Below are 16,001 nucleotides of genomic sequence, written 5' to 3' on the forward strand. Positions count from 1 at the left end.
TGGCCGGACAGCCGCCGTGTGTTCACTTCACCCGAGCAGTGCATGGAGAAGCCCGCCCCAGGTGGGGCGGGCTTCTCCTGTCGTCCTTCAGGTGTACGTCAGGGGGCCTGGAGGTCGACCAGTTCGGCCAGGGTTTCGCGGTGGGTGCCCGCGGTGCCGTAGGCGATCGAGTCGGCCTTGGCCCGCTTGAGGTAGAGGTGGATCGGGTGCTCCCAGGTCATGCCGATACCGGCGTGCAGTTGCAGCGCCTCCTCCGCGGCGCGCACGGCCACGGTCGCCGCGTAGGCCTGGGCGACGGCCACCGTCACGTCGGCGTCCTCACCGGTGGCCAGGGCGTCGGCGGCGGCACGGGCCGCGGCGCGGAGGTTGACCACCTCCAGCCACAGCTGGGCGAGCCGGTGCTTGAGGGCCTGGAAGCCGCCGATGGGACGGTTGAACTGCTTGCGCTCCTTCAGATACCGAACCGTCTCGGTCAACGCCCAGTCCGCGAGGCCCAGTTGCTCGGAGGCGAGCAGCCCGGCACCGGCGCGCAGGGCACGGCGTACGGCGGGCTCAGCTGGGCCGAGGCGCCGCCCCGGGGCTCCGTCGAGGGTGACGGTGGCGAGCGGCCGGGTGAGGTCGAGGGACACCTGCGGAGTGACGGTCACGGCGGAGGCGTCCACGGCGTACAGGTCGCCGTCGTCGGCCGGTACGAGCAGCACGTCGGCTACGGCCGCGTCGGCGATGCCGGTCAACTCGCCGGACAGGATGCCGTTTTCCAGGCGTACGGTCCTGAAGCCGGCGCCGGGACCCACGTGCAGTCCGACAGCGAGCACGCCGATCGTCCGCCCGGAGGCGAGCCGCCCGAGCAGTTCGTCGTCAGCGCAGGCCAGCAGGGCCTGCGTGGCCACCACCGCACTGGTCAGATAGGGCACGGGCGCGACCGCGCGCCCCAACTCCTCCAGGACGACGGCGGCTTCGCGGTGCGTGGCACCCTGGCCGCCTCGCTCCTCGGAGACCAGCAGCCCGGCCAGGCCCATCTGGTCGGTGAGCGCCTTCCACAGGGCGAGGTCGTGCGGCGCGTCCGACTCGGTGCGGGCGATCACCCCCGCCGCGTCGCAGTGATCCGTGAGCAGATCGCGAACCGCGGCGCGGAGCGCCTCTTCCTCCTCCGAGTAGAGCAGATCGGGCTGCGTCGTCATCGGGCCAGGTCCTTCCATGCGACGTCCTTGTCGGTGCGCGGTTCGGCGGGCAGGCCCAGGACGCGCTCGGCGACGATGTTCAGCAGGACCTCGCTGGTCCCGCCCTCGATGCTGTTGCCCTTGGCACGGAGGTAGCGGTAGCCGGCCTCGCGGCCGGTGAAGTCGACCAGTTCGGGGCGGCGCATGGTCCATTCGTCGTACAACAGCCCCGCCTCGCCGAGGAGTTCGACCTCCAGGCCACTGATCTCCTGGTTGAGGCGGGCGAACGCGAGCTTCATGCCGGCTCCCTCGGGTCCGGGCTGGCCGACCGTGAGCTGCTGGCGCAGGCGTTCGCCGGTGAGCCGGGCGACCTCGGCCTCGACCCACAGCTTGAGCAGGCGCTGGTGCAGGTCGTGGGTGCGCAGCTCCGGACGCTCGCGCCAGGTCTTCGAGACCGGGCCGATCATGCCGCCCTCGCGGGGCAGCCGCATGCCGCCGATGGCGACGCGTTCGTTGTTCAGCGTGGTCTGCGCGACCCGCCAGCCGTCGCCGACCTCGCCGAGGCGGCGGGAGTCGGGGGTGCGGACGTCCGTGAGGAAAACCTCGTTGAACTCGGCCTCGCCGGTGATCTGGCGCAGCGGCCGCACCTCGACGCCGGGGTCGGTCATGTCGCAGATGAAGTAGGTGATGCCGGCGTGCTTGGGCACGTCGGGGTCGGTGCGGGCGATGAGGATGGCCCAGCGGGCGAGATGGGCACTGGAGGTCCACACCTTCTGCCCGTTCACCACCCAGTGCTCGCCCTCCCGCACGGCCCGGGTGCCGAGCGCGGCCAGGTCGGACCCGGCGCCGGGCTCGCTGAACAGCTGGCACCAGACCTCGTCGCCCGTCCACAGGGGCCGCAGGAACCGCTGCTTCTGTTCCTCGGTGCCGTAGCGCAGGATCGTCGGCGCGGCCATGCCGAGCCCGATGCCGATGCGCCGCGGGTCGTTGTCGGGGGCGCCGGCGGCCTCCAACTCGGCGTCCACCACGGCCTGGAGGGTGCGCGGGGCACCGAGTCCGCCGAGGCCCTCCGGGTAGTGCACCCAGGCGAGCCCCGCGTCGAAGCGTGCCTTCAGGAAGTCCGCCCGGTCCGTCGTGGCCGGCGGGTGGGCGGCCAGCAACTCGGCCGTGCGGTGGGTGAGTTCGGCTGCGTCGGTCATGCGGCGGCTCCGTTCGGTACGACGGCGACGCGGCCGGTGGTGGCGCCGTCGCCGACCCGCTGGACGGCCGCGGCAGCCTCGCTCAGCGGCACCCGCTCGCTCACCAGCGGCTTGATCGCACCCCGGGCGGCCAGTTCGGTGAGCTGCTCGTGGCAGTGCTGGACCAGCTTCGGGTTCTTGGTGTTGTACAGGCCCCAGTGCAGGCCGAGGATCGAGTAGTTCTTGACCAGGGCGTGGTTGAGCCCCGGGCTGGGGATCGTGCCGCTGGCGAAGCCGACGACGACGATCCGGCCCTCGAAGGCGACGGTCTTGGCGGACTGCGTGTACGCCTCGCCGCCGACCGGGTCGTAGATCACATCGGCGCCGCGGCCGCCGGTGGCCGCCTTCACGGCGGTGACGACGTCCTCGGCACGCCGGTCGATCACCACGTCGCAGCCCAGTTCCCGGGCGACGGCGGCCTTCTCGGCGCCGCCCACGACACCGATGACCGTGGCACCGGCCGCCTTGCCGAGCTGCACGGCCGCGCTGCCGACCCCGCCCGCGGCGGCGTGCACGAGCAGCGTCTCGCCGGATTCCAGGTGGGCGCGGCGGTGCAGGCCGAACCAGCCCGTCTGGTAGCCGATGTGCAGCGCGGCGGCCTCGGCGTCGTCGAGGGAGTCGGGCGCCGGGAGGAGAGCGGCGGCGTCGGCGACGGCGTACTCGGCGAATCCGCCGTACGGCAGCGCCGGGTTGGCGATCACGCGGCGGCCGTCCTCCGTCTCCCCGCAGATTTCCACGCCAGGCGTGAACGGCAGCGGCGGCCGGACCTGGTAGTGGCCACGGCACATCAGCACGTCCGGGAAGTTGATGTTCGCGGCACGCACCCTCAGCAGCACCTGGCCCTCGCCGGGCGTGGGCCGCTCCACGTCCTGGAGCCGCATCACCTCGCTCGGCTCGCCGTTCTCGTGCACTTGCCATGCCTGCATGCGGTGCCTCCACGGGACTGCTTCGTCTGACCGGGGTCGATCGCATACTAAGCGGTCGCTTGCCCATCAGGGAACAGTCACGCGCGTCACGAACGACTGGGCCGCGCCCGCACGTGCATCCGCTCGCCCTGCGGCCCGAAGAGGCTCAGGAACTCCGCCGGCCCCTCCCCCGTCGACCCGAACCAGTGCGGCACCCGGGTGTCGAACTCGACCGCCTCCCCCGCCGTCAGCACGACGTCGTGCTCCCCGAGCACCAGCCGGAGCCGCCCGGACAGCACATAGAGCCACTCGTACCCCTCATGCGTACGCGGCTCCGGTTCCGTGCGCCGCTTCGGTTCGAGCACCTTGAAGGCCTGGAGTCCGCCGGGCTGGCGGGTCAGCGGCACATACGTCCGCCCGTGCCGCACGATCGGCTTGGCCCGCACCCGCGGATCCCCCACCGGCGGCGCGCCGACCAGCTCGTCGAGGGGCACCTGGTGGGCCTGCGCGATCGGCAGCAGCAGCTCCAGGCTGGGCTTGCGCAGTCCGGACTCCAGCCGCGAGAGGGTACTGACCGAGATACCGGTCGCCTCGGACAGCCCCGCCAGCGTCACCTCCCGCTCCTTGCGGATCCGACGCAGCCTCGGGCCGACCTCCGCGAGAACGTCGTCTGTACTCATACCGATATTGCAGGATCGGCAAAGACATTTGTCAATCCCGCAGGCTGCGAGCGACCGTCTCATCCGGAGGTGGTCACCATGACGGACAACACAGGGAACTACGAAGTCGTCGTGATCGGGGGCGGGGCGGCCGGGCTGTCCGCCGCGCTGGTGCTGGGCCGGGCCCGGCGCCGCACCCTGGTCGTCGACGCGGGCGAGCCGCGCAACGCGCCCGCCGCGCACATGCAGGGCTATCTGTCCCGGGACGGCATGCCGCCCGCCGAGTTCCTCGCCGTCGGGCGCGAGGAGATCGCGCGGTACGGCGTCGAGCTGGTCCGGGACCGGGCGGTGGACGTGACCCGGGACGACGGTTTCACGGTCCGCCTCGCCGGCGGAGGGGCAGTACACGCCCGGCAACTGGTCGTGGCGACCGGGCTGAAGGACGAGTTGCCGCCGGTCGCGGGCCTCGCGGAGCGCTTCGGCCGGGATGTGCTGCACTGCCCGTACTGCCACGGCTGGGAGGTGCGGGACCGGGCGTTCGGGGTGCTCGCCACGACCCCGCTGAGCGTGCACCAGGCGCTCATGGTCACCCAGTGGTCCAAGGACGTGACCCTCTTCCTGCACCAGGTCGCCGAGGCGGACCTCGCCGACGACGACCTGCGCCGGCTGGCGGCGGCCGGGGTCCGGGTGGTGCCGGGCGAGGTCGCGAGCCTGGACGTCGACGGCGACCGGCTCACCGGCGTGCGGCTCGCTGGGGGTACCCCCTCTGGGGGAGGGGCGGCGTACGAGCGCGAGGTGCTGTTCGTGGCGCCGCGCGCCGTGCCCCGGACGGATCTCCTGGTCCGGCTGGGCGCCGAGATGCGCGAGACCCCCTTCGGCACCTACCCGGTGATCGACGAGCGGGGCCTGACGACCGTGCCCGGACTGTGGGCGGCGGGCAACGCGAGCGGATTCGCCGAGCAGGTGGTCAACGCGGCCAGCCGCGGCTACCGGGCCGGGGCCGCGATCAACGGCGAACTGCTCTTCGCCGACCTCGACGCGGCGATCCGGGTGTAGCCCCGGCGCCTGAGGTGCAGGATGGCTGCATGCTGCTGAGCCGGCTCGCCGACGTGTCCCGGGAGGTCGCCGCCACCGCGGCGCGCTCCCGCAAGACCGCCCTGCTCGCCGAGCTGTTCCGGGAGGCGGAGGCGGACGACGCGCCGATCGTCATCCCGTACCTGGCCGGACGGCTGCCACAGGGACGGCTCGGCGTCGGCTGGAAGGTGCTGAGCCGGCCCGTCCCGCCGGCCGTGGAACCCTCCCTCACCGTACGCGAGGTCGACGCCCGGCTCACCGAGCTGGGCAAGCTGTCCGGGCCGGGCTCGCAGACCGAACGGGCCCGCCTGGTCGGCGAGCTGATGGGCGCGGCCACCGAGGGCGAGCAGCGCTTCCTGTTCGGGCTGATCACCGGCGAGGTGCGTCAGGGCGCCCTGGACGCGGTGGCGGTGGAGGGGCTCGCACAGGCCACCGGAGCGGACGCGGGGGACGTACGCCGGGCGGTGATGCTCGCCGGTTCGCTGCAGGCGGTCGCCCAGGCTCTGCTGGCCGACGGTCCCGGCGCCCTCGACCGGTTCCGGCTCACCGTCGGCCGCCCGGTCCTGCCGATGCTGGCGCAGACCGCCTCCTCCGTCGGGGAGGCGGTCGCCAAGCTGGGTGCCTGCGCGGTCGAGGAGAAACTGGACGGCATCCGCGTCCAGGTCCACCGGGACGGCGACTCGGTGCGCATCCACACCCGCACGCTCGACGACATCTCCGACCGGCTGCCCGAAGTAACGTCCGCGGCCATGGAGTTGGCCGTTGAGCGGTTCGTCCTGGACGGTGAGGTGCTGTCCTTCGACGCGGACGGCCGGCCCCGCTCGTTCCAGGAGATCGCCGGGCGCGTCGGCTCCCGCGTGGACGTGGCGAAGGCCGCCCAGGAGGTTCCGGTCTCCCCCGTCTTCTTCGACGCGCTCTTCGTCGACGGCCGCGACCTGCTCGACCTGCCCTTCGACGCGCGGCACGCGGAGCTGGCCCGGCTGGTGCCCGAGCCGATGCGGGTCCGCCGGACACTGGTGTCCGGGGAGCAGGACGTCGCCGAGGCCGAGGGGTTCCTCGCGGCCACTCTCGCGCGCGGTCACGAGGGCGTCGTCGTGAAGGCCCTGGGCGCCCCGTACAGCGCGGGCCGGCGCGGCGCCTCCTGGCTGAAGGTCAAGCCCGTCCACACCCTCGACCTGGTCGTGCTGGCCGCCGAATGGGGCCACGGCCGGCGCACCGGCAAGCTCTCCAACCTCCACCTCGGCGCCCGCAACCCGGACGGCACCTTCGCCATGCTGGGCAAGACCTTCAAGGGCATGACCGACGCGATGCTGGGCTGGCAGACCGAGCGGCTCCAGGAGCTGGCCGTCGAGGACGACGGCTGGGTGGTCACCGTACGGCCCGAACTCGTCGTCGAGATCGCGTACGACGGTCTGCAGAAGTCCTCCCGCTACCCGGCCGGCGTCACCCTTCGCTTCGCCCGCGTCGTCCGCTACCGCGAGGACAAGTCACCGCAGGAGGCGGACACGGTCGAGACCCTGCTGGCCGCCCACCCGGAGGTACGGCCGTGACGGAGAAGCGGAGCGCCGGACTGCTCCTGTTCCGGCACACCGAGGACGGCCTGGAGGTGTTGCTCGGCCACATGGGCGGCCCCTTCTTCGCCAGGAAGAACGCCGGGGCGTGGACCGTGCCCAAGGGCGAGTACGGCCCCGACGAGACGGCCTGGGACGCGGCCCGGCGCGAGTTCCGCGAGGAGCTGGGCCTGCCGCCGCCGGACGGGGAGGCCGTACCACTGGGCGAGGTGAAGCAGACGGGCGGCAAGATCGTCACGGTGTGGGCGGTCGAGGCGGATCTGGACCCGGGGGCGGTCGACCCCGGCACCTTCCGGATGGAGTGGCCGCCGAGGTCCGGGAAGGTCCAGGAGTTCCCGGAGCTGGACCGGGTGGAGTGGTTCGATCTGGACCGGGCGGCGGACGTGATCGTCAAGGCCCAGACCGCCTTCCTCGACCGGCTGGCCGAGCACTCCGGCTGAACACAGGCGGCCACGCGTTGCGGTCCCCGGCGCCGCGCGCGAAGGTCGTATCAAGCCCGCTCACAGGGAGGTCGGCCATGCCCATCGCGACGGTGAACCCGGCGACCGGCGAGACGCTCAAGACATACGAGGCCATGGGCGACGAGGAGATCGAGCGCCGGCTCCAGCTCGCCGAGGCGACATTCCGCACCTACCGGACGACGCCGTTCGCCGAACGTGCCCGCCTCCTGAACCGGGCCGCCGACCTCCTGGACGAGGACCTCGACGACATCGGCCTGGTCATGACCACCGAGATGGGCAAGCCCCTCAAGCAGGCCCGTGCCGAGGCCGCGAAGTGCGCCAAGGCGATGCGCTGGTACGCGCAGCATGCCGAGGAGTTGCTGGCCGACGAGGAGCCCGCGGAGTCCGACGTGAAGGACTCCGGGGCGTCCCGCGTCAAGGTGCGCTACCGGCCGCTCGGTCCCGTGCTCGCGGTGATGCCGTGGAACTTCCCGCTGTGGCAGGTGGTCCGCTTCGCCGCCCCGGCCCTGATGGCGGGCAACGTCGGCCTGCTCAAGCACGCCTCCAACGTGCCGCAGACCGCCCTGTACCTGGAGGACCTCTTCCACCGGGCGGGCTTCCCGGAGGGCTGCTTCCAGACCCTGCTGATCGGCTCCGGCGCGGTCGAGGAGATCCTGCGCGACGAGCGAGTCAGGGCGGCGACCCTCACCGGCAGCGAGCCCGCGGGACGGGCGGTCGCCTCCGTCGCCGGGGAGATGATCAAGAAAACGGTGCTGGAGCTGGGCGGCAGCGACCCGTACGTCGTCATGCCGTCCGCCGACCTGGACCGGGCCGCGCGGATCGCGGTGACCGCGCGGGTGCAGAACAACGGGCAGTCCTGCATCGCCGCCAAGCGGTTCATCGTGCACACGGACGTGTACGACGCCTTCGCCGAACGTTTCGTGGAGAGCATGAAGGCGCTGAAGGTCGGCGACCCGCAGCTGGCGGACACGGACGTCGGTCCGCTGGCCAGCGAGCGGGGGCGTGCCGACCTGGAGGAGCTGGTCGACGACGCCACGCGCAGCGGCGCGCACGTGCTGTGCGGCGGCGAGCGCCCGGACTCGCCCGGCTGGTACTACCCGCCGACCGTCCTCTCCGGGATCACCCGCGAGATGCGGATCCACCGCGAGGAGGCGTTCGGTCCGGTGGCCACGCTGTACCGGGCCGGTGACCTCGACGAGGCCGTGCTCATCGCCAACGACTCGCCGTTCGGGCTCAGTTCGAACGTGTGGACGCGGGACGAGGCCGAGGTCGACCGGTTCGTACGGGACCTGGAGGCGGGCGCGGTGTACGTCAACGGGATGACCGCGTCGCATCCGGGGTTCCCGTTCGGCGGGGTCAAGCGCTCGGGGTACGGGCGTGAGCTGTCCGGGCATGGGATCCGGGAGTTCTGCAACATCACGACGGTTTGGCACGGTGCGTGAGCACTGCGCGGCTAACATCCGGTCTGTGAACCGCGAAGTGACTCTGCCTCTGATCGTCGACGACCGCGGGACCTTGCAGGTGGCCGCGGCCGATGTGAGCAAGCTGCTCCGCACGGTGGGGGGTCGGTGGCTGACGCTTGTCGAGGCCGGGGAGGGTGGGCTCGACGAGGACACGGTGGCAGCTTTGACCATCGAGTTGGCGAAGCTGGCCGATCGTATTGATGTGGCGTGCATTGCTCATAGCAGTGGGGCGCCGTAGCAGGTTCTCCGTGTCGCCGGGCGCGGCCCGTACGTGGCTTGTCGCGCCCACGCGGCGGAGCCGCATATCGAAACTGCCCCGCGCCCCTTTGGGGCACGTTGCAGGGCCCTTGGCCGGGGAGCGCCCCTTACCCGCCGTCCCCGGTTTGGAGTAACACAGCGCGAAGTCGTCGCTCTGTCGGGTGACTCTGAATGGACCACCTTCTGACCGGCGGCGAAGGCCTGCCGGAAGGCAGAAAGCAGGGACGGCTCATGGCTACTTTGTGCAGACCCTCGGTGTCCGTACCGGAGCACGTGATCACGATGGAGGAGACGCTGGAGCTGGCGCGTACGCACCACGTGGACAATCCGCACCTGCCACTCGCCCTCCGGCTGATCGAGAACACCGGTGTACGCACCCGGCACATCGTGCAGCCCATCGAGGAGACCCTGAAGCACCCCGGCTTCGAGGAGCGCAACAAGCTCTACGAGACGGAGGCCAAGGCCCGGGTCCCCGAGGTGATCCAGCGAGCGCTCGACGACGCGGAGCTCCTGACCTCCGACATCGATGTCATCATCTACGTGTCGTGCACGGGCTTCATGATGCCGTCGCTCACCGCGTGGCTGATCAACGAGATGGACTTCGCCAGTACCACCCGGCAGCTGCCCATCGCCCAGCTGGGCTGTGCGGCCGGCGGGGCGGCCATCAACCGGGCGCACGACTTCTGCACGGCCTACCCGGATGCCAACGCCCTCATCGTGGCCTGCGAGTTCTGCTCGCTGTGCTACCAGCCCACCGACCTCGGCGTCGGCTCGCTGCTCTCCAACGGCCTGTTCGGCGACGGCATCGCCGCAGCCGTGGTGCGCGGCCGGGGCGGCAGGGGCGTCGAGCTGGAGCGCAACGGGTCGTATCTGATCCCCAAGACCGAAGAGTGGATCATGTACGACGTCCGGGCCACAGGCTTCCACTTCCTGCTGGACAAGCGGGTGCCCGCCACGATGGAGCCGCTGGCTCCGGCGCTCCAGGACCTCGCCGGCACCCACGGCTGGGACGCCTCCGACCTGGACTTCTACATCATCCACGCGGGTGGTCCCCGAATACTCGACGACCTCAGCAAGTTCCTGAAGGTCGAGCCGCACGCCTTCCGGTTCAGCCGGGCGACGCTCACCGAGTACGGGAACATCGCCAGCGCCGTCGTGCTGGACGCGCTGCGCCGGCTCTTCGACGAGGGCGGCGCCGAGGACCGGGCACGCGGCCTGCTCGCCGGGTTCGGTCCCGGTATCACGGCCGAGATGACCGTCGGCAGCTGGACGCAGGGAAGCTGAGGACGGCATGACCGACAAGACGCTCACCGAGACCCTGCCGCCCATCCGGCACTGGCCGGTGCTCGATCCGACCGGGGTCGACTTCGACCCGGTGCTGACCGAGCTGATGCGCGAGGGCCCGGTCACCCGCGTCCAGCTGCCGAACGGCGAGGGCTGGGCGTGGTTGGTCACCCGGTACGACGACGTGCGGATGGTGGCCAACGACCCCCGGTTCAGCCGGGAGGCGGTCATGGACCACCCGGTCACCCGGCTCGCCCCGCACTTCATCCCGCAACGCGGCGCGGTCGGCTTCCTGGACCCGCCCGACCACACCCGGCTGCGCCGCTCGGTCGCCGCCGCGTTCACCGCAAAGGGTGTGGAACGGGTCCGGGACAAGGCCCGCGGCATGCTGGACGAACTGGTCGACGAACTCCTCCAGGACGGTCCGCCCGCCGACCTCACCAGTGCCGTGCTCAGCCCGTTCCCCATCGCGGTGATCAGCGAGCTGATGGGCGTCCCGGCGGCCGACCGGCGGGGCATGCACAACTGGACCCAGCTCATCCTGTCCTCCTCGCACGGCAAACAGGCCAGCGAGAAGGCCAAGCACGAGATGAGCGCGTACTTCTCCGACCTCATCGGCCTGCGCGAAGGCAGCACGGCCGAGGACGTCACCTCGCTGCTCGGCGCCGCCGTGGGCAGCGGCGAGGTGACCCTGGAGGAGGCCGTGGGACTCGCGGTGCTGCTGCAGATCGGCGGCGAGGCGGTCACCAACAACAGCGGGCAGCTGTTCTACCTGCTGCTGACCCGCCCGGACCTGGTCGGGCGGCTGCGTGCCGAGCCGGAGATCAGGCCGAAGGCCATCGACGAGCTGCTGCGTTACATCCCGCACCGCAACGCGGTCGGACTGTCCCGGATCGCCATGGAGGACGTGGAGATCGGGGGCGTACGGATCCGCGCGGGCGACGCGGTCTATGTGTCGTACCTGGCGGCCAACCGTGACCCGGACGTCTTCCCCGACCCGGAGAGGATCGACTTCGACCGCAACCCCAACGCCCATGTGGCGTTTGGCTTCGGCCCGCACTACTGCCCCGGCGGCATGCTGGCCCGGCTGGAGTCGGAACTCCTCGTGGACGCCCTCGTGGACCGGATGCCGGGCCTGCGGCTCGCCGTCCCGCCGGACCAAGTGGCGTTCCGCAAGGGCGCGTTGATCCGGGGGCCCGAGGCCCTGCCGGTGGCGTGGTGAGGCCACGATGACGACGACGGAGGGACTGCTCGTACCGCCGGGCCATGGCCGGGTCGTCCAGACTCCGGCCCAGCGCGTGACGTTCAAGGTGACCGGCATGCACTCGCGGACGGCCTCCACCTTCGAGGTGGAGGTCCCGCCCGGCTTCGACGTCGGCGCCCATGTGCACACACGCAGCGAGGAGTTGTTCTACGTGCTAGAGGGCGAGCTCGACGTGCTCGCCTTCGAGCCGCGCATCCGCACATCGGACAACTGGCAGCGCTGGGAGTCGAGTTCGGGCAGCAGGGTGGTAAGAGCGACACCGGGCACGGTGATCGCCGTACCCCCCGGCTGCCCCCACGCCTTCGCGAACCCGACGGACACCCCGGCGAAGATTTTCTTCCAGGCGTCCCCGCCCCCGGACCACGAACGCTACTTCGAGGAGCTGCTGGAGATCCTGGGAACAGGGGGCCCGCCAGACCACGAAGCGATCGAAGACCTGCGCAAGCGGTACGACATCGAGCAACTCACGCCTCTGAAACACAGGTGAGGACCCGCGCCCCGGAAGGGGCGCGGGGCTGTGACAATATGCGGCTCCGCCGCGTGGGCGCGACCAACCACAACGCACTCGTGGTCCAAGTCGCGCCCACCGAGCGGCGCTACCGAATCGGCATACCCGCGAGCGTACGGGCGATCACCAGCCGCTGAATCTCACTCGTACCCTCGAAGATCGTGTAGATCGCGGAGTCCCGGTGCATCCGCTCCACGGGGTACTCCCGCGTGTACCCGTTCCCGCCCAGGATCTGAACGGCCTGCGCGGTCACCTTCTTCGCGGTCTCACTGGCGAACAGCTTGGACATGGACCCCTCGGCCGCAGTGAAGGGCTTCCCGTTGATCGCCATCCACGACGCCCGCCACACCAGCAGCCGCGCCGCGTCGATGGACGTCCGCATGTCGGCAAGCTGAAAGGCCACACCCTGGTTGTCGATGATCGGCCGCCCGAACTGCTCACGGGTCTTGGCGTAGTCGAGGGCGACCTCGTAGGCGGCCCTGGCGGTGCCGACCGCCATCGCTCCAACGGCGGGCCGACTCGCCTCGAACGTCGCCATCGCCGCGTTCTTCACGCGCTCGCCGCCCGCCCTGGCCTTCTCCCGGGCACGGGCCAGGCGCTGGTCGAGCTTCTCCTTGCCGCCGAGCAGGCAGGAGCCGGGGACGCGAACGTTGTCGAGGACGACCTCGGCGGTGTGCGAGGCGCGGATGCCGTGCTTCTTGAACTTCTGGCCCTGCGCGAGCCCGGGCGTGCCCGGCGGGACGATGAAGGAGGCGTGGCCCTTGGAGCCGAGCTCCGGGTCGACCACGGCGACGACGACGTGGACGTTGGCGATGCCGCCGTTGGTCGCCCAGGTCTTTGTGCCGTTGATCACCCACTCGTCCTTGGCCTCGTCGTACACGGCACGCGTGCGCATCGAGGCCACGTCGGAGCCGGCGTCGGGCTCGGAGGAGCAGAACGCGGCGACCTTGACGTCGTTGGTGTCGCCGTACATCTGCGGGATCCAGGTGCCGATCTGCTCCTCGGTGCCGTTGGCGAGGACGCCGACGGCGGCGAGACCGGTGCCGACGATGGAGAGGGCGATGCCCGCGTCGCCCCAGAACAGCTCTTCCATGGCCATCGGTATGCCGAGACCCGTAGGGTCGAAGTACTGCTGGGCGTAGAAGTCGAGCGAGTAGATACCGACCTTGGCGGCCTCCTGGATGACCGGCCAGGGAGTCTCCTCACGCTCGTCCCATTCGGCGGCCGCGGGGCGGATCACATCGGCTGCGAAGCCGTGGAGCCAGTCCCGGACCTCCTTCTGTTCGTCGTTGAGCTCCATGGTGAACTCGGCCATGTCCCCTCCAGCGGCGGCACGTGCATGTTACTAGCGGTAACCCGAGTCTGTTACTGACCAGTAGGAAATGTCAACTCCCGAGCAACGGTCGGCATCCCGTTCGATGTCAGGGGTGCGGTCAGTGTTAGTTTGCGCAGGCGTCACCGAACCAGCACGGGTGGGGAGAGATCATGAACACCACGCAGCGGACCGGTCAACAGCAGTCCGCCGACCGCCGACGGCGCGAGCTGCTGGAGGCCGCGGACAGAGTCGTGCTGCGTGACGGTCCGCAGGCCTCGATGAACGCGATCGCCGCGGAAGCGGGCATTACGAAGCCGATCCTCTACCGGCACTTCGGCGACAAGGGCGGGCTTTACGCGGCCTTGGCCAAGCGGCACACGGACGCGCTCCTCAATTCGCTGCGGGCGGCGCTGGACGCTCCGGCGGATCGGCGGGAGCGTGTCGAGTCCACCTTGGACACGTACCTCGCCGCGATCGAGGCACGGCCTCAGGTGTATCGGTTCCTCATGCATCCGGCGGAGGGGTCCCAGAGCGACCAGGGCTTCGACGTCGGCAAGCACAGTGCGCCTCTGCTTCGCAGGATGGGCGAGGAGTTGGCTCAGGTGATCGAGGACAGGTTGGATCTCGGGCCGGGGAGTCAGCAGCTGGCCCGGGTGTGGGGGCATGGGATCGTCGGAATGATGCATGCCGCGGGTGACTGGTGGCTGGGGGAACGGCCGTGCTCGCGTGCGGAGTTGGTGAAGAGTTTGGCCGACCTTTTGTGGGGTCGGCTTGCTGCGGCGGGGGATCGGGTCGGGGGGCCCGGGTTCTGACGATTGCGTTTCGGTGCGGGTTGTTCGTGGCTGGTCGCGCCCACGCGGCGGAGCCGCAAATCGATACAGTCCCGCGCCCCTGGGGTTGGCTCCCTCAGCGGTGCCAAGAGGCTCGCGTCACCTGCCGCATGAGTCGCCGGTGACGCCAGCCTGTGAGGTGGTCGGCGTACACCCTGCCTTCCAAGTGATCGCACTCATGCTGCAGACACCGCGCGAAGAACCCCGTGCCATGAATGGTGACCGGCTCCCCCGTGACCGTGAAACCCTCGACCACCGCGTGGTCGTACCGCTCCGTCCCCGCCTCCAGCCTCGGCAGGGAAAGGCAGCCCTCCGGGCCCCGGATCACCACACCGTCCGCCTCCACCAGGCGCGGGTTCACCACATGGCCGAGGTGGCGTTCGTCCTCGTCGTCGGGGCAGTCGTATACGAACACGCGCAGGGACTCGCCGATCTGGTTGGCCGCGAGGCCCACGCCCTGCGCCGCGTACATCGTCGCGAACAAGTCCTCCACGAGGGCCGCCAGATCGGGGCCGAAGTCGGTGACTTCCCGGCATTGCTCGCGCAGTGGTGCGTCGCCGAGCAGGGTGAGGGGCCGAACCCGCCCGCGGGCGCCCGGAATGGAACCTTGTCGCATGGCCGCAAGGGTACGGTTCGATCGGCACATGCCCGCCGCGCAGGCACGGACCGGAATTCGGGTGTGCGAATGGATCTCGATAGGCTGAGGTCCACACCACGTTGCCGGATGGCTCAGGCGCGGCGCGTACGCAAGGAGGATCGAGAACTGATGGCAGGCAACTCGGACCCGCTCACGCCGCGGGCCAAGCTCGCCGTGACCGCGGGCAAGGCGGTCGCGGCGGCGTCGCGCGCCGCGGGGCGTGGCAGCGGTTCGGTGATCGGTGGCCGCGTGGCCCTCAAACTCGACCCGGACCTCCTCGCCCGGCTCGCCCAGAACCTGGACGTGACCCTCGTCTCGGCGACCAACGGCAAGACCACGACCACCCGGCTCATCGCCGAGGCCCTGCGCGCCGCGGGCCCGGTCGTGTCCAACGCACTCGGCGCCAACATGCCCGCCGGCATCACCTCCGCGCTGGCGGGCGGCTCGGACGCCAAGTTCGGTGTCATCGAGGTCGACGAGAAGTACCTCGCCGGTGTGGCCCGCGACACCTCCCCGAAGTGCATCGCGCTGCTCAACCTCTCCCGTGACCAGCTCGACCGCGCCGCCGAGACCCGCATGCTCGCGGAGAACTGGCGCGAGGGCCTGGCCGGGTCCAAGGCCGTCGTCGTCGCCAACTGCGACGACCCGCTGGTGGTGTGGGCCGCTTCCTCCTCCCCCAATGTGATCTGGGTCGCCGCCGGTCAGATGTGGAAGGACGACGCCTGGTCCTGCCCGTCCTGCGGCGGTGTGATGCAGCGCCCGGGCGAGGACTGGTTCTGCGGCGAGTGCGGTTTCCGCCGCCCGACGCCGAGCTGGGCACTGTCCGGGGACCATGTGCTGGACCCGCACGGGTCCGCCTGGCCGATCCATCTCCAGCTGCCGGGCCGCGCCAACAAGGCCAACGCCACCAGCTCCGCGGCCGTCGCCGCCGTCTTCGGGGTGCCGCCGCAGGTCGCCCTGGAGCGCATGTACCAGGTGCAGGCGGTCGCCGGGCGCTATGACGTCGTCCAGTTCCAGGGCCGTGACCTGCGTCTGCTGCTCGCGAAGAACCCGGCGGGCTGGCTCGAGACGTTCTCCCTGATCGACCCGCCGCCGGCCCCGGTGATCCTCTCCGTGAACGCGCGCGGCGCCGACGGCACCGACACCTCGTGGCTGTGGGACGTCGACTACACGCGCCTGACCGGCCACCCGATCTTCGTCATCGGTGACCGGAAGCTGGACCTCGCGGTGCGCCTGGAGGTGGCGAACCAGCACTTCCAGGTCTGCGAGAACCTGGACGAGGCCGTCCAGCAGGCCCCGCCGGGCCGTATCGAGGTCATCGCGAACTACACCGCGTTCCAGGACCTGCGCCGCCGCGTCGGCAACTGACCACGA

16 protein-coding genes are annotated in these 16,001 nt (G+C 70.8%); 10 read left to right on the forward strand and 6 right to left on the reverse strand.

Annotated features, from left to right (window positions below):
• Positions 1-98: 98 nt before the first annotated feature.
• The 4 genes from ACFYXB_RS10030 to ACFYXB_RS10045 form a co-directional block, all read right to left on the reverse strand.
• Positions 99-1,181, reverse strand: coding sequence for an acyl-CoA dehydrogenase family protein (locus ACFYXB_RS10030; protein ID WP_389579853.1), 1,083 nt, complete (start codon positions 1,179-1,181; stop codon positions 99-101).
• A complete protein-coding gene (locus tag ACFYXB_RS10035; protein WP_389579855.1) occupies positions 1,178-2,359 on the reverse strand; it encodes an acyl-CoA dehydrogenase family protein in 1,182 nt (393 codons plus the stop codon). The genes ACFYXB_RS10030 and ACFYXB_RS10035 overlap by 4 nt, the downstream gene beginning before the upstream one ends.
• Complete coding sequence (locus ACFYXB_RS10040) at positions 2,356-3,324, reverse strand: NADPH:quinone oxidoreductase family protein (protein ID WP_389579857.1); 969 nt, start codon at positions 3,322-3,324, stop codon at positions 2,356-2,358. Before ACFYXB_RS10040 ends, ACFYXB_RS10035 begins: the two co-directional genes overlap by 4 nt.
• Positions 3,325-3,410: 86 nt before the next feature.
• Positions 3,411-3,983, reverse strand: coding sequence for an XRE family transcriptional regulator (locus ACFYXB_RS10045; RefSeq protein ID WP_351352579.1), 573 nt, complete (start codon positions 3,981-3,983; stop codon positions 3,411-3,413).
• A gap of 78 nt (positions 3,984-4,061) precedes the next feature.
• Here ACFYXB_RS10045 and ACFYXB_RS10050 point away from each other — a divergent pair, with 78 nt between their 5' ends.
• The 8 genes from ACFYXB_RS10050 to ACFYXB_RS10085 all read left to right on the forward strand — a co-directional run bounded on the left by ACFYXB_RS10050 (position 4,062) and on the right by ACFYXB_RS10085 (position 11,824).
• Entirely contained in the window at positions 4,062-5,018 is a 957-nt protein-coding gene (locus ACFYXB_RS10050; RefSeq protein ID WP_389579860.1) for an NAD(P)/FAD-dependent oxidoreductase, read from the forward strand.
• Between the two features lie 29 nt (positions 5,019-5,047).
• Positions 5,048-6,586 (forward strand): ATP-dependent DNA ligase, encoded by a 1,539-nt coding sequence (locus tag ACFYXB_RS10055; protein WP_389579863.1) that lies wholly within the window; start codon positions 5,048-5,050, stop codon positions 6,584-6,586.
• The gene (locus tag ACFYXB_RS10060; RefSeq protein WP_351352570.1) at positions 6,583-7,047 is read left to right on the forward strand and encodes an NUDIX domain-containing protein; all 465 of its coding nucleotides are present in this window, start codon (positions 6,583-6,585) and stop codon (positions 7,045-7,047) included. Before ACFYXB_RS10055 ends, ACFYXB_RS10060 begins: the two co-directional genes overlap by 4 nt.
• 77 nt (positions 7,048-7,124) lie before the next feature.
• On the forward strand, positions 7,125-8,510 hold the full coding sequence (locus tag ACFYXB_RS10065; RefSeq protein WP_351352567.1) for an NADP-dependent succinic semialdehyde dehydrogenase: 1,386 nt from the start codon (positions 7,125-7,127) through the stop codon (positions 8,508-8,510).
• A gap of 25 nt (positions 8,511-8,535) precedes the next feature.
• Complete coding sequence (locus tag ACFYXB_RS10070) at positions 8,536-8,769, forward strand: DUF6213 family protein (RefSeq protein ID WP_351352564.1); 234 nt, start codon at positions 8,536-8,538, stop codon at positions 8,767-8,769.
• A 251-nt stretch (positions 8,770-9,020) separates the two neighbouring features.
• Positions 9,021-10,073, forward strand: a complete 1,053-nt coding sequence (locus ACFYXB_RS10075; RefSeq protein ID WP_389579868.1) for a type III polyketide synthase — start codon at positions 9,021-9,023, stop codon at positions 10,071-10,073.
• Between the two features lie 7 nt (positions 10,074-10,080).
• On the forward strand, positions 10,081-11,295 hold the full coding sequence (locus ACFYXB_RS10080) for a cytochrome P450 (RefSeq protein WP_389579871.1): 1,215 nt from the start codon (positions 10,081-10,083) through the stop codon (positions 11,293-11,295).
• Between the two features lie 7 nt (positions 11,296-11,302).
• Positions 11,303-11,824 (forward strand): cupin domain-containing protein, encoded by a 522-nt coding sequence (locus ACFYXB_RS10085; protein ID WP_351352555.1) that lies wholly within the window; start codon positions 11,303-11,305, stop codon positions 11,822-11,824.
• A gap of 109 nt (positions 11,825-11,933) precedes the next feature.
• Here the strand turns inward: ACFYXB_RS10085 and ACFYXB_RS10090 are convergent, their stop codons facing one another.
• On the reverse strand, positions 11,934-13,160 hold the full coding sequence (locus ACFYXB_RS10090; RefSeq protein WP_351352552.1) for an acyl-CoA dehydrogenase family protein: 1,227 nt from the start codon (positions 13,158-13,160) through the stop codon (positions 11,934-11,936).
• 170 nt (positions 13,161-13,330) lie between these two features.
• Between ACFYXB_RS10090 and ACFYXB_RS10095 the strand changes: the two genes are divergently transcribed.
• Positions 13,331-13,972 (forward strand): TetR family transcriptional regulator, encoded by a 642-nt coding sequence (locus tag ACFYXB_RS10095; RefSeq protein ID WP_389579874.1) that lies wholly within the window; start codon positions 13,331-13,333, stop codon positions 13,970-13,972.
• A 94-nt stretch (positions 13,973-14,066) separates the two neighbouring features.
• On the opposite strand, the gene def is transcribed toward ACFYXB_RS10095, so the two are convergent.
• Complete coding sequence (gene def / locus ACFYXB_RS10100) at positions 14,067-14,606, reverse strand: peptide deformylase (protein WP_351352546.1); 540 nt, start codon at positions 14,604-14,606, stop codon at positions 14,067-14,069.
• Positions 14,607-14,756: 150 nt separating this feature from the next.
• Here def and ACFYXB_RS10105 point away from each other — a divergent pair, with 150 nt between their 5' ends.
• Positions 14,757-15,995, forward strand: coding sequence for a MurT ligase domain-containing protein (locus tag ACFYXB_RS10105; RefSeq protein WP_351352543.1), 1,239 nt, complete (start codon positions 14,757-14,759; stop codon positions 15,993-15,995).
• The last annotated feature ends 6 nt before the right edge of the window (positions 15,996-16,001 follow it).

This window comes from Streptomyces sp. NPDC002619 (assembly GCF_042889305.1).
Lineage (GTDB): Bacteria > Actinomycetota > Actinomycetes > Streptomycetales > Streptomycetaceae > Streptomyces.

Excerpts from the sequence above, each read along its gene's own strand:
- ACFYXB_RS10030 (WP_389579853.1), bottom strand. The coding sequence starts at position 1,181 with ATGACGACGCAGCCCGATCTGCTCTACTCGGAGGAGGAAGAGGCGCTC.
- ACFYXB_RS10035 (WP_389579855.1), bottom strand. The coding sequence starts at position 2,359 with ATGACCGACGCAGCCGAACTCACCCACCGCACGGCCGAGTTGCTGGCC.
- ACFYXB_RS10040 (WP_389579857.1), bottom strand. The coding sequence starts at position 3,324 with ATGCAGGCATGGCAAGTGCACGAGAACGGCGAGCCGAGCGAGGTGATG.
- ACFYXB_RS10045 (WP_351352579.1), bottom strand. The coding sequence starts at position 3,983 with ATGAGTACAGACGACGTTCTCGCGGAGGTCGGCCCGAGGCTGCGTCGG.
- ACFYXB_RS10050 (WP_389579860.1), top strand. The coding sequence starts at position 4,062 with ATGACGGACAACACAGGGAACTACGAAGTCGTCGTGATCGGGGGCGGG.
- ACFYXB_RS10055 (WP_389579863.1), top strand. The coding sequence starts at position 5,048 with ATGCTGCTGAGCCGGCTCGCCGACGTGTCCCGGGAGGTCGCCGCCACC.
- ACFYXB_RS10065 (WP_351352567.1), top strand. The coding sequence starts at position 7,125 with ATGCCCATCGCGACGGTGAACCCGGCGACCGGCGAGACGCTCAAGACA.
- ACFYXB_RS10075 (WP_389579868.1), top strand. The coding sequence starts at position 9,021 with ATGGCTACTTTGTGCAGACCCTCGGTGTCCGTACCGGAGCACGTGATC.
- ACFYXB_RS10080 (WP_389579871.1), top strand. The coding sequence starts at position 10,081 with ATGACCGACAAGACGCTCACCGAGACCCTGCCGCCCATCCGGCACTGG.
- ACFYXB_RS10085 (WP_351352555.1), top strand. The coding sequence starts at position 11,303 with ATGACGACGACGGAGGGACTGCTCGTACCGCCGGGCCATGGCCGGGTC.
- ACFYXB_RS10090 (WP_351352552.1), bottom strand. The coding sequence starts at position 13,160 with ATGGCCGAGTTCACCATGGAGCTCAACGACGAACAGAAGGAGGTCCGG.
- ACFYXB_RS10095 (WP_389579874.1), top strand. The coding sequence starts at position 13,331 with ATGAACACCACGCAGCGGACCGGTCAACAGCAGTCCGCCGACCGCCGA.
- def (WP_351352546.1), bottom strand. The coding sequence starts at position 14,606 with ATGCGACAAGGTTCCATTCCGGGCGCCCGCGGGCGGGTTCGGCCCCTC.
- ACFYXB_RS10105 (WP_351352543.1), top strand. The coding sequence starts at position 14,757 with ATGGCAGGCAACTCGGACCCGCTCACGCCGCGGGCCAAGCTCGCCGTG.